This is a genomic window from Pedobacter humicola (assembly GCF_056490705.1).
This window is the reverse complement of record NZ_JBWJIG010000005.1, coordinates 327,636-342,292: the sequence shown is the minus strand read 5'-3', so window position 1 is coordinate 342,292 and position 14,657 is coordinate 327,636. Positions and strand designations below refer to the sequence as shown.

2 protein-coding genes are annotated in these 14,657 nt (G+C 42.8%); both read right to left on the bottom strand.

What is annotated here, in order from left to right; translation table 11 throughout:
• Nucleotide 1 precedes the first annotated feature (1 nt).
• Nucleotides 2-1,003 carry a PorP/SprF family type IX secretion system membrane protein gene (locus AC04Q1_RS11140; RefSeq protein ID WP_478364577.1) on the bottom strand — a complete coding sequence of 334 codons (1,002 nt, stop codon included), beginning with the start codon at nucleotides 1,001-1,003 and terminating at the stop codon, nucleotides 2-4.
• A gap of 37 nt (nucleotides 1,004-1,040) precedes the next feature.
• The gene (locus AC04Q1_RS11135) at nucleotides 1,041-14,495 is read right to left on the bottom strand and encodes an Ig-like domain-containing protein (protein WP_478364575.1); all 13,455 of its coding nucleotides are present in this window, start codon (nucleotides 14,493-14,495) and stop codon (nucleotides 1,041-1,043) included.
• Between the last annotated feature and the right edge of the window lie 162 nt (nucleotides 14,496-14,657).

Genomic DNA, 14,657 nt, shown 5'->3' with positions numbered 1-14,657 from the left:
ATTATAAGCGTGGACAAAAGAAGTTTGGACCAATAATACCGTTACGGCCAATTAAGGATATAGAAAGCTCTAAACCGCCGTTACTATTTGATGCACGGTTGAAAGCGGAGGTATTTACATCATAACTCAACCCGAAAACCATGTTTTTTAACTGTAGGCCAACAAAAGCAATTGCAGCATCTTTATTACGGTAGTTGCCACCAAATAAAATGTTTGCCGATGGATTAACATTAAGTTGCGCATAAGCACCTAACGAAACTTCATTTGTGTTGCCCTGGTACATAAACAATGCATTGGGTACAATATCCAACGACTCTGAAGCCTTGATTCGTGCACCACCATGTGCGGTAAAACGAATCGGGATACGTGAGTTTGACCCGGAGAAACGATCCATAGGACGGGTTAAGTGTGCTGCACTTGCGCCCAAGAAAACGTTTACATTCTTGTTTGGGTTACCATCAAAATACATAATACCTGCATTTACATCCGGAACCAGTGAAGATTGAGATGAAAGTGTTTCACCGCTCATCATTCCGCCATCATAACCCGTAATTGGATTAAACTGGTTACCAAACCTGGCCTGGGAGAAATCAAAACTGCGGTTAATTACACCGGCCTGTAAACCAAAGCTCACCATCTGCAAACCTTCGGCACCAAATCTTAAACGGTACGAGCCCGATACCAGGGCCGACAGGTAGTTAAAATCTAACTCCCCTGCCCTTTGGTTTAATATGGTTGCACCAAAAGCGAAGTTCTTTTTCGGGGCAAGATCGAAAGATGCACCGCCCGTTAAGAAAGAACTGTTAAGTGCGCTCCATTGTTGTTTAAAGTTTACAGTTGCACGGTAATCGCCGTCTATTACACCTGTTAAAGCCGGATTAAGGTATAACGGGTTTGCATAATATTGTGAAAAATGCGGATCAGTTTGTGCAAAGGACTTAGCTGTACACAGCAGTAGTCCTAACACTGCAACATATATTTTTAAAGCCGATAGTATTTTCATGGTCTTTGATTTTATCTGTTTATTATTAATCCTCTTCTTATCTAATCAGCGTTACTGTACCTTTTCTCAATGATGTTGTTCCATTGGTGAATGTAATATCAACCATGTACACATAAACTCCGATCGGTTGATTTACACCTTTGAAAGTTCCATCCCATCCATTCGCCACGTTATCTGATTGGAATATCAATTGACCCCACTGTGTATAAATACTCATTTTGGCGCTTGATATGGTATTGCCATAGATTAAGAATGTATCATTTTTACCGTCGTTATTTGGTGTAAATGCATTCGGTATGTACACCTGATCTCCGAATGGATTAGCTGCTTTACCGGTTGCTGAACCGTTTGCACTGGTTTGGCAATCAATCTGACCTTTAGCTCTTACAAGGATGCTTACACTTTGATCTGGTTTCAAGCCTGCAATCAAGTATGTTGTTCCTGTTGGTCCGCTTGTTGGGTTTACCCATGTTAAACCATTATCTAATGAAACTTCGTAAGCTGTAGCACCTGCAACCGCAGCCCATGCAAACGTTACACTGTTCGCCGTGGTAGTTTGTACTACAACCGCTGGTTTATCTAACACCGGAAGTACCGTTACCGTAACAGCTGTTCTTGTTGGACTTGCACAACCACCTACTGCTATCGCCTCTACGTAGTAGATTGTGGTAGCACTTAGGTTTGGCGTAGTGAAGGTTATACCCTCTGCCAATACTGGTCCGTTAGAGCTCGCCGCGTACCATCTGTAAATTATTCCGGTTACCGGATTGTTCACGGTTAATATGGTCGAGCTACCTGAGCAAAGTGTTCCGTTTGCTGCTGTTACCGATGCTGGTGCAACTGGTACTGGTAAGGCAATTACATTTACCGGCGTTCTAGATGATGAGATACAAGTTCCGTTTGCACCTTCCACATAGTAAGTGGTGTTTGCGTTAACTGCTGGAGTAGTAAAGTTCACCCCTGTTCCGGCTAATGTTCCACCTATTGCAGCTGTGTACCAGTTATATGTAACACCTGCCTGAGGGTTTGTAACGGTTAACACCGCTGGGCTTCCTGTACACGCACTAACCGATGTTGAAGCGACAGTTGGTACTGTTGGTTTTGCATTTACAGTAACCGTTACTTTAACACGGCCACCATTGTTGTTACAGCCTCCCGTTCCGATTGCTAAAATGTAGTAGTCTGTTGTTGCACTTAAGGCTGTTACATTGTATGTTGTACCAGTGAATAATAAATTACCACCAACAGCTGCATCGTACCATTCGTAAGTAACACCCGCTTGTGCATTGCTAACTGTAAGTGTAGCTCCATCACCAGCACATATCCCTCCGTTAGGGGCCGACACTACCGGATTGTCTGGTAATGCATTTACGGTAATGGCTACTGCCCTAGCTGTTGCTGCAGTGTTTTCACATTTATTGTCGCCTTTTACCGTTACATAATATGTGGCGCTGGCAGTTAATACAGGTGTGGTAAATACTGGGCCTGTAAATACAACAGTTGTTAAGGCTGCATTACTGTACCAGGTAAATATCGGATTAGTTACTGTTGTGCTTGTTGCAGCCAATGTTGCTGCAGTGCTTGCACAAACTGAAGTTGATCCATTTACGGTTATATCAGCTGCCGCTGCTATTGGATTAACAGTAACCGTTACTGTTTTGGCATTCGCTGCAGTGTTTTCACATCTGTTTGCACCTTTAACGGTTACATAATAGGTAGTGGTAGTGGTTAATACCGGTGTTGTGAAGATCGGACCTGTAAATGCTACACTTGTTAATGAAGCATCGTTATACCAGGTAAATACCGGGCTGGTAACCGTTGTAGAACTTGCAGTGATTACTGCAGTTCCTGATCCGCAAACTCTAGCTGGGGTAGATAATGTAATATCAGCTGCTGTTGCGCCTGTATTTACATTAACGGTAACCACTTTTGCATTTGCCGCAGCGCTTTCGCATCTGTTATCGCCTTTTACTGTAAGGTAATATTTAGTTGTTGCGTTTAGTACCGGGGTTTTAAATGTTGCTCCGGTAAATACTGGCGTTGTTAAGGCCGCATCGCTATACCAGGTAAATACTGGATTGGTTACTGTTGTAGTACTGGCCACTAAACTCGCTGTCGATCCTGCACAAATGGTTGCATCTGTAGCAGTAACATCAGTTGCCGAAGCTACAGGATTAACGACAATGTTGATTGATTTAGCCGTAGCAGCACTGTTTTCGCACTTGTTATCACCTTTAACAGTTACATAATAAGTGGTATTGGCAGTTAATACAGGTGTGGTAAATACTGCACCTACAAAAGCTACATTGGTTAGTGTTGCATTGGTATACCAGGTAAATACCGGATTGGTTACGGTTGTACTGCTTGCAGTTAATACTGCTGCAGATCCTCCGCAAACACTTGTTGAACCATTCACAACGATATCACTAGCAATTGCTATAGGATTAACCTTAATAGTCACTTTAGCTGCATTTGCTACAGTGCTTTCGCATTTGTTGGCTCCTTTAACGGTTACATAATAAGTAGTGGTGCTGGTGAGTACCGGAGTGGTAAATATTGGTCCGGTAAAGGCAACACTCGTTAATGAAGCATCGTTGTACCAGGTAAATATTGGACTGGTTACTGTTGTTGAGCTTGCAGTAATTACCGCTGTACCCGATCCACATACCAAGGTAGGGGTTGATAAGGTAATATCGGCTAACACAGCACTCTGATTAACATTAACAGTTACCACTTTTGCGGTAATTCCTGAGTTTTCACATTTGTTATCACCCTTAACCGTAACATAGTATTTAGTGGTTGCAGTTAATACCGGGGTAACAAATGATGTACCTACGTATGCTACCGAAGTTAAAGCAGCATCCTTGTACCAGGTAAATGTTGGGTTGGTTACTGTTGTTGTACTTGCCACTAATGTAGTTCCAGATCCTGCGCAGATTGTAGCATCAGCAGCTTTAATATCGGCAGCTGTAGAAACAGGCTTAACAGTAATGGTGATTACTCTGGCAGTACCAGGTGCATTCTCACATTTATTATCGCCTTTAACCGTTACATAGTAAGTAGTGGTGCCGGTTAATGCTGGCGTAGTATAGGTTGCGCCAATGAAACTTACATTGGTTAAGGCTGCATCACTATACCAGGTAAATACTGGGTTAGTTACTGTTGCAGATGTTGCAGTTAATACCGCCGATGATCCTGCGCAAGCTGTTGTGCTTCCGCTGAGGATAATATCAGTACTAACGGCCAAAGGATTAACCGTTACGGTTACCACTTTTGCAGCTGCCGCAGTGTTTTCACATTTATTAGAACCTTTAACCGTTACATAATAAGAAGTAGTGGCCGTTAATCCAGTTACTGTAAACGTTGGACCAGTAAATACCACAGTGGTTAACGATGCATCGCTATACCAGGTAAATACCGGTTGAGTTACTGTTGTGCTAGATGCCATTAACATTACAGTAGAACCTGCACAGATTTTAGCGTTGCTCACTGCAATATCTGCAGATGTAGCAAACTCTTTAACTGTTACGGTAACAACCTTGGCATTTGCAGGTAAGTTCTCACATTTATTATCACCTCTTACTGTTACATAATAAGTAGTGGTTGCATTAAGTACAGGTGTGGTAAAGCTAGCACCAACATGAGCTACTGTTGTTAAAGCAGCATTGCTATACCAGGTAAATACCGGATTAATTACAGTAGTAGTTGAAGCGGACAGGGCAGTGGTTGATCCTTTACAGATCGACGTAATACCGTTGGTGGCAATGTCAGCATCAGTAGCAATCGGATTAACCGTAATGGTAATCGGTTTAGCTGTAGCTGTTGTATTCTCACATTTGTTATCGCCTTTAACCGTTACATAATAGGTAGTGGTTACAGTGAGTGTTGGCGTAATAAAGCTGGCACCGGTATGAGCTACTTTTGTTAAAGCAGCATCACTGTACCAGGTAAATACCGGATTGGTAACTGTTGTGCTAGTTGCTGTTAACGTAACGGAAGAGCCACCGCAAATGGTACTGGTTCCGGCTAAGTTAATATCACTTGGGCCGGCAACAGGATTTACCGTTACAGTAACCTCTTTAGCGTTGCCCGCCGTGTTGGCACATTTATTTGTTCCGCTTACGGTAACATAGTATTTGGTAGTTACGGTAATTGCTGGCGTAGTAAATACTGCCCCAACAAAAGCAACCTGTGTTAAAGCAGCATCAGTATACCAGGTAAATACCGGACTGGTTACTGTTGTACTCGCCGCAGTAAGTACTGCTGTACCAGAAGCACATAATGAAGTTGTTCCGGTTACCGTTAAATCGGTAGCCAAAGCTGATGGATTAACCTTGATTGAAACTGCAGCACGCGTTGGATTTGAACAACCTGCTCCACTTACGGCTTCAACATAATAGGTATACGTTCCTGCTGCAAGTGACGCAGATGTGGTAAAGCTACTGTTGTTTGTTACCAGCATGTTTCCGCCAATAGCTGCATCGTACCAGTTATAGGTAATACCTGCAACTGCCTGTACACTTAAGGTAGCAGGTGTACCGATACAGGTTGTAGCCGGATTGGTGGTAGATGGAATAGGTGTTACCGCTGGAGGCAATACGGTTACCGTTACTTTAGTTCCCACAGTCTCACAACCATTAGCAGTTGCTGTTACCGAATAAGTATAAGTTCCGGCAGCTAAGGTTGGATCTGTTAAGAAAGTTGCTCCATCTTTTCCAGTTTGATAAGTTGCACCCCTATACCATTTGTACACTACACCTGGTTGTGGGTTCTGCACACTTAATGTTGCAGATGAACCTTGACAAGCACTCGCTGTAGCAGCTGTAACTGTTGGCGTAGTGATTACCCGCTGTGCATAATCTAAATTGACAGAAGTTAATGCACCAAGCAGACCTGAACTTAATCTCAGCTCTACACCATCAAACTTACTGGTAGGTACGAAAGTTAATATGGCCGATGTTCCACCAGTTAATAGTTTTAGGCTGATTAATGGGTTCGATACAGAAACTGCATCGTTGTTGCTGGTTGTACCCTGGAATGTAGTTACTGTTAAGTTTGGCAATACAGCTACCGAAAGCAATGTACCCGGAGTGGTAATTTTCACTCTTAAGGTATCACCTACATTTGATAATCCGGTAAAACCAACCTGATGATAAACAGATGCACCCAATAAACCAACCGGGATTACCAGGCTAGATCCTGTATTGATGTCATTATCAACCGCAAAGGATGGGTTGAAAACTCCTGCCAATACACCTATGCCTGTTACACCACTTGCAACTGTTGTTGTAGCCGCTCCACAAGGCGTAGCTATAGGGTTACCATTAGGAATTACAGTTACGGTTACCGTTGCTCTGCTTGTTGCAGTACAGCCACCAGGTACCGTAGCCTCCACATAGTAAGTAGTTGTTGCACTTAATTGTGGTGTTACATAAGTTTCACCTGTAAATACCGGAACTGTTCCGTTTGCAGTAGTGTACCAGTTAATGGTTGCACCTGCCGTACTCGATGTTGCTTTTAATACTGCAACAGCACCTTCACTAATGGTGATTGATGGTGGCGTAATTACCGGAACATCAATGGTTCCCAATATAATTTTAGCCTCAGTTCTGGTTGATGGACTACCACAACTGTTTACCGCCGCTACAAAATAACTTCTGCTTGCGGTAATTAATGGTGTTGTAAAGTTATCGCCAGTAAATAATACTGTCGTAGATGTTGCGGTGTCGTACCAGTTATAGGTTGTGCCTACAATTGGGTTTTTAACCTGAAAAGTAACAGATGTATTAGGACAGGTATTAACAGATGCTGAAAGTAGATCTGGTGTTACCGGCGCTGGGTTAGTGGTTACATTGACAACTGTTTTATAGCTTACACAACCCGTTGCAGAAACTGCTGCAACGTAGAATTTAGTGTCGCCTGTTAAAACTGGAGTTGTAAATATGATACCATCTTTACCTGTGATATATGTACCTGTAGCATCGTACCATTTGTAAGTTAAACTTGCCGATGGATTACTAACCTCAAGCTGTGCAGTTTGACCAACACAAGCCGTAACATTTGCTGATGTTACAGTAGGCGCTACCAAAATGCGTCTTGCGTAATTTAAATTGATTGATGTTAGTGCACCTAATACACCTGAGTTTAACCTTACCTCTACTCCGTCGAAAACATTCGTTGGAACAAAAGTGATTAAAGCCTGGGTATTACCGCTTAACAACTGAATGTCGATTAAGTTATTATTTAAGAATTTCGAATCACCGTTACTGTTGGTTCCAACATAAGTAGTGATTGCAGCGTTTCCTAATAACGAAAGTGATAATAATTTTCCTGGTGATGATACCAAAACCCGTACTGTATCACCCACTTTAGATAGTGACCCAAAACCAACTCTCTGATAAACTGATGCACCAAGCGCTCCTACTGGCATTACCAGTGAAGATGCAGTTTGGGTATCGTTATCAATGGCCAATGCTGGGTTGAACACACCTGACAATAAAGCTACACCGTTAACACCGTTAACCTGTGTGGTTGCCGCCTCACATGGCACTGGGTTTGGACCACCGCCATTAACCGTAATGGTAAGCTGGACGCGGGTTGCTGATGTACAGCCATTTGTAGAAACAGATGCTACATAATAAGTTGTGGTAGCCAATAACGGAGGTGTAACATAAGTAGCACCTACATAAACTGGTGTAGTTGAAGTATTAGAAGTATACCAGTTGAAAGTATTGGTTGCATCTGCAGAACTCGCAGTTAAAATAGCCGTCTGACCTGCACTAACTGTTGATGAACTTGCAGTTACTACTGGTAAAACCGGACGAGGGTTTACGGATACTGCTGCCGCAGCACGTGCAGCACTTGTACAGTTGCCCTGAGATGCTTCCACATAATAAGTAGTTGCGGCTGTTAATGCCGGGGTTGGGAATACCGCGCCAGTGAATACTAAGTTTCCACCTGTTGCAGCATCGTACCATTTATAAGTTACCGCAGCATCTGGATTAGCAACCGACAAAGTTGCTGATGATCCTTCACACACATTAGCAATTGTTGCCAATACCGGTGTTGGTAATGCTGGTGTAACTGTTACAGTTACCGGAACCCTTGTTGGGTTCGGACAACCTGCTTTGCTTACCTGAATATAATAAGTTTTGGTAGCTGTTAAAGCTGGCGTAGTAAATGTTTCGCCAGTGGCCAATTGAGTACCACCGGTTGCTGCATCGTACCAAGCTAATGTTGTACCCCCTTTTGCAGTTGCAGTTAAGGTTGCTGTGCTACCGGCGCAAACGGTTTGTGTACCTGCTGTTACTGTTGGACTTGGATAAATTACAGTTGCACCATACACATCTAAACTGGTTACAGCTGTAACCAATGCACCAAAGCTAACCTGTACCCTATCGTAAGCAGCGCCTGCCAATATGGTTGCAGTAAAACGGCTACCAGAAAGTAATTGAAGATTTAATAATGATGAATTTAACTGAACAGTTCTAACTACTGTAGTACCATTTAATATGTTAACAGTAACATTACCTAATGCAGTTAAATCTAATAAACCGCCTGGCAAAGCTAAATCTAAACGAAGACTATCTGTAGCTGTTCCAACTGTAGGGAAAATTAACTGTTGGTAACCTGATGCACCTACACCTACCGAAAGTGATATTCTGGTAAAGTTAGAAGGATCAGCATCAGTAGAATTTCCTGCGCCAGTGATACCGCATAATAAACAAATTCCGGTTATACCCGAGTTTTGCGAATTGGCAGCGTTACATGCCGTACCACCACCATTATTTAATACAGTAACGGTCACCGGAACGCGGGTTGCACTTTTACAACCATTCGCATTTGTTGTTTCTACATAATATGTTGTAGTAGCCGATAATACCGGGGTAACAAATGAAGTACCTGTTCCTACCTGTGTTCCACCCGTAGCAGCATCGTACCATTGAATGGTATTGCCAGCATCAGCCGTAGCGAGTAAAGTAGTAGACTGACCAGCATTAATTATCTGGCTGTTCGTCGTTACTGTTGCTAAAGTTGCCGACGGGTTAACTGAAACGTTAACCGCAGTTCTCGAACTTACTGCAGTTCCAGATACCGCCTCTACATAAAATACGGTTGGAGCAGTTACAGCAGGTGTTACAAAAACACCAGTATTATTCGTTACCAATGGTGTACTTCCTGTAGAAGCATACCAGTTGTAAGTTACACCAGCCTGCAGATTGCTAACGCTTAATGTTGCTGGACTTCCGGCGCAAACTGTTGCTGCGGCAACTACTGGAGCGTTAACGGTTACAGTTAAGCTATATGCTGTAGTTGCTTTGTTGCCATTTGCATCTGTTGCAGTTAAAGAGATCGTAAAAGTTCCGCCTAAAGTAGGGGTTCCTGTAATTGCTCTTGTTGCAGTATTAAAACTCAGTCCCGGAGGAAGGTTTGTTGCTAAATAAGTATATGGAGCCGTTCCACCTGTTACCGCTGGTAAAGTTTGTGTTGGGTAAGGTGTACCTACAATACCGTTTGGTAAAGTTGCACCTGGTAATGACAATACACCTACTACTTTAAGGGCATAGGTATTACTTGCAGTTCTGCCTTCACTATCCTTAGCAGTTACACTGATAGAATAATTTCCGGCTTGTGTAGGAGTGCCCGAAAGTGCTCTTGTTGCTGGGTTAAAAGTTAATCCAGCTGGAACATTACTTGCTACATAAGTATAAGGACCAACACCACCAGTTGCTGATGGCAAAGTTTGTGTAGCGTAAACTGTTCCTTCTGTTCCATCAGGCAAAGTTGCTGCAGGTAACAATAAAGGATTAATCACCACTATTGTATAGTTATTGCTTGCTGTTTTTCCATCAGCATCGGTAACCGTTACAGGTACGGTGAAAGTTCCAGCTTGTGTAGGCGTTCCTGTAATTGTTCTTGTTGCCGGATTAAATGTTAATCCCGGAGGCAGACCAGTTGCAGCATAAGTATAAGGTGTTGTTCCACCTGTTGCAGATGGAATAGTTTGTGTTGGATAAACAGTTCCTGTTGTTCCGTTCGCTAAGGTTGCCGCTGGTAAAACCAACGGATCAGTTACTTTAAGCGTGTAGTTGGCAGTAATGGTATTGCCATTTGCATCTGTTACTGTAACCGGAATAGTAAAGTTTCCGGTTTGAGTTGGCGTACCCGTAATTTCTCTTGTTGCAGGGTTAAAGGTTAATCCCGGAGGAAGAGCGGTAGCCGAATAAGTATATGGTCCTGTTCCGCCTGTTGCAGCTGGAATTCCGTTTGTAGTATAGGCAGTACCAGTTACACCGTTAGGCAACGCTCCCGGAGCCAAAGCCAATGCCGGTGTTACCGTTAAAGCAAAGGTTGCAGTAGTGCTACAGCCTTTTGTATCAGTTGCTACAACATCGAATGTCGGATTACCTGTTGCAGTTGGCGTTCCGCTTACCAATCCAGTTGGCGATAAAGTTAAACCTGCTGGTAAAGTACTGCCCGTAGCGAGTGTATACGTATAACCAGGAGTACCGCCAGTTGCTACCGGAAGTTGTTTGCTATAAGGAGATGTAAGTGTTGCATTGGTTAGAGCTGTACCTGCAAATACTATTGCCGGATTAACGGTGATCACCACCGGAACTCTTGTTGTATTTGAACAAGTTCCTTTACTTACCTGAACATAATAAGTTTTAGTAGCGGTTAAAGCTGGAGTAGTAAAGTTAGCACCTGTTCCAACCTGTGTTCCACCCGTTGGTGCGTCGAACCAAGCCAGAGTTGTACCACCGTTTGCAGTGGCATTTAATGTTGCAGTACTACCCGAACAGATAGATTGTGCACCTGCGATAAATGTTGGGTTAGGGTATACTACTGTTGCACCATAAATATCTAAGCTTGTTAAAGCAGAAACCAATGCACCAAAGCTCACCTGAACCCTATTGTATGCACCGCCTGCTAAAACAGTTGCTGTAAAACGGTTCCCGGATAAAAGGCGAAGATTTAACAATCCACCGTTTAGTTGTACCGTTTTTACAACTGTAGTACCATTTAACACGGTAACTGTTACATTATTTAAAAGACCAACATCAGCTAAACCAGTTGGTAAAGCTAAATCTAAGCGGATACTATCTGTAGCCACACCTGTTGATGGGAAAATCAATTGTTGGTAACCAGTTGCAGTAACACCTACAGCAAGAGAAATCCTGGTGAAATTGTTGGCATTAGCATCTGTTGAGTTACCTGCGCCAGTTATTCCACATAAAAGACAGATACCGTTTATACCTGTACTTTGACCGTTAGCCGCATTACAGGCTGTAACACCGCCACCATTAATTACGGTTACAGTTACCGGAACGCGTGTTGCACTTTTACATCCGTTGGTACTTGTAGTTTCTATATAGTAAATTTTGGTAGCAGTTAAAGCTGGGGTGGTAAATGATGTTCCTGTTCCAACTTGTGTTCCTGCTGTTGCAGCGTCAAACCAGGCGATGGTATTTCCTGCATCGGCAGTTGCAGTTAAAGTTGTGGTTTGTCCAGAGTTGATTACCTGATTATTCGTAGTAACAGTTGCTAAACTTGCAGGCGGGTTAACCGAAACTGTAACTGATGTTCGCGAACTGATTGCTGTTCCAGAAACGGCTTCAACATAAAATATAGTTGCCGAACTTACTGCTGGCGTTACAAAAGTACCATTGTTACCCGTTACTATTGGTGTACTTCCTGTTGATGCATACCAGTTATAGGTTACACCAGCTTGAAGATTGCTTACGGTTAAAGTTGCGGTACTTCCTGTACATACCGTAGCAGAGGCCACAACCGGAGCATTTACTGTTACTGTTATGGCATAAGTGGTAGTTGCTTTATTATTGTTACCATCTGTAGCTGTTACAGAAATATTAAAGGTACCACCTTGTGTTGGTGTTCCGCTAATTTCCCGCGTAGTTGGGTTAAACGATAATCCCGGAGGAAGATTCGTTGCAACATATGTATATGGAGATGTTCCACCTGTTACCGCTGGTAAAGTTTGTGGTAAGTATGAAGTACCAACAATTCCGTTAGGTAAAGTTTTCGTTGGTAAGGTTAGGGTTCCATTTACTTTAACCGGATAAGTATTACTTGCTGTTTTACCCTGGCTATCGGTAACGGTAACACCAATTGTATAATTACCTGCCTGGGTTGGCGTACCAGTAACGGCTCTAGTAGTTGTATTAAACGATAATCCTGCAGGAAGACCGGTTGCAACATAAGTATAAGGACCCACACCACCAGTAGCAGCTGGTAAAGTTTGCGTAGTATAAACCGTTCCCTCTGTGCCGTCTGGCAAAACTGCTGCCGGCAACAACAATGGGTTGTTTATTTTAATGGTATAATTGGTTGTTACCGTTTTTCCACCAGCATCCGTTACCGTAACAGGTACGGTATAAGTACCGGCCGTTGTTGGTGTACCAGAAATGGCTTTGGTTGACGGGTTAAAGGTTAAGCCCGGAGGAAGGCCCGTTGCCGAATATGTATAAGGCGTAGTTCCTCCTGTTGCACTTGGAATAATCTGTGTAGTATAAACTGTTCCTGTAGTACCATCGGCCAAAGTTGCTGTAGGTAACAATAAAGGATCAGTTATTTTTACAGTATAATTTGAAGTAATCGTATTACCGTTTGCATCAACAACAGTAACCGGTATAGTATATATTCCGGGTTGAGTTGGTGTTCCGGTAATTTCTCTTGTTGTTGGGTCAAAAGTTAAGCCTGGGGGAACGCCGGTTGCGGTATAGGTATATGGCCCTGTTCCACCGGTTGCTACTGGAATAGTCTGTCTTGGATAAACCGTTCCAGTTAAACCATCAGGCAACGCACCTGGCGTAAGCACCAATGAAGCCGTTACCGTTAAATTATAGTCTGCAGTTGCTTTACAGCCTTTGGCATCAGTTGCAACTACCGAAAAAGTATAGGCATTGGCTACAGTTGGTGTTCCTGTTATTGCACCGGTTGATGATAAAGTTAAACCAGCAGGCAATGTACTTCCTGCTGCTAAAGCATACGTATAACCCGATGTTCCACCTGTAGCTGCATCTAATTGTTTAGAATAAGCAAAACCAGGTGTGGCATTGCTTAATGTTGCACCGTTAAAAATAATTTGTGGGTTAACTGTAATTATAACAGGAACCCTTACCGATTCTGTTGTACAGCCTAATCTTCTGGCAGACACATAGTAAGTTTTAGTAGCCGTTAATGCCGGTGTAGTATAGGTTCCATTATAGGCAACCGTTTGCAATGCTGTTCCGCCTTCAACTGTATCGTACCAGATCAATTCGTTGGTACTTGGAGTAGTGGCATTTAAAGCTACAGTACTGTTGTAACAGGCAGCAATTGCATTGCTTGCAGGCGAAGTAAAGGTTGGTCTCCCTGCCGAACGGGTTACACCATAAACATTAATGGTTTGCGTAAGGTTTACCGTAAGTAACGAACCGAGGGTTACCTTAACACGATCGAAAGGTACACCCGGAGAAAATGGTATGGTTGCGGCCTGTCCGCTGTTTAATAAGCCAAGTAAATCTAAATTTAACAGGCTTGATACCGAGGCGTTATAAACCTCTGTATTCCCGTTATAAGCAGTTACCGAAATATTTTGTAAAACACCAGCGGTTAATAATGCCGGACTAGAACTTAATCTCAGGTTAAAATCATCACCAGCATTTGATGGTGTTGTAAAATAAAAATTTTGGCTAATGGATGAAGCCACGCCAAGTACACCTAAACTTAACTTAGAAAAATTATTTGGATCTGTATCTATAGCCCTTTCACTATTGGTTACCCCTGAGCTGCCTAATTGCAAGGCATCGAGTGTAATACCAGTTCCTTCATAGCCTGTGGCAAATGCCTGGGCACAAGGATCCGTTCCGGAGGTGTAAAAAGCCGAATATACTTTAGTACTATTTGTTACACCAAGCAATACAGCGCTGGTTACATCTTTTACAAATACCCTATCATAAGCTTGTGTAGGTGTTATGGCTACATAAAAGAAACCATTTGCGTCTTTTACTAAACGTAAATTTTCTGCGGAAAAAGCTGCTGTACTCGTTCCGCTTAGTATAGTCGTACTGCCGTTTCTGGCCCCAACCTGAAAAGAGTGGTTCCCCAGAATAACAGTACCGCCTACATTAGCAAGCAAGCCGCCTAAACTACCTCCCAGCAATCTATTCAGAATATCACCATCAAAATCCAATCGGATATATGAGGTTACCCCCGCCGAAACCGCTGCCGGATATTTCAACTCCAACTCGCCACTATAGCTACCAATACCAACAGCAATTCCGCCATACGAATTAACGGTAGCGAAAGTGTTATTGTCTAAAGTTGCATTGTTTGCATTGTCGACTCTGCTTTGAGCAGATACGGTATTTGCAAAAACTTTAGTTTGCGCATACGATTTCGAGAAAAAGAGCGTTAATAGAATGATGACAGCAACACAAGTATTGCGGATTATCCCTGTTCGGGACGAGAAAGTATGAGTTTTCATCATGTCAGGCGTTATTTAGAAGACTTACTATGTGGGAATGCTACTGCTTGGTAAATGTTTTCAGGGGCATTATATAATTATGACAAATCTAAATCTAGATTAGCTTTCTATCCTATCCATTGCTATTCATTTTTATGCAATCCGTTTCATTCATTTTATTCATAC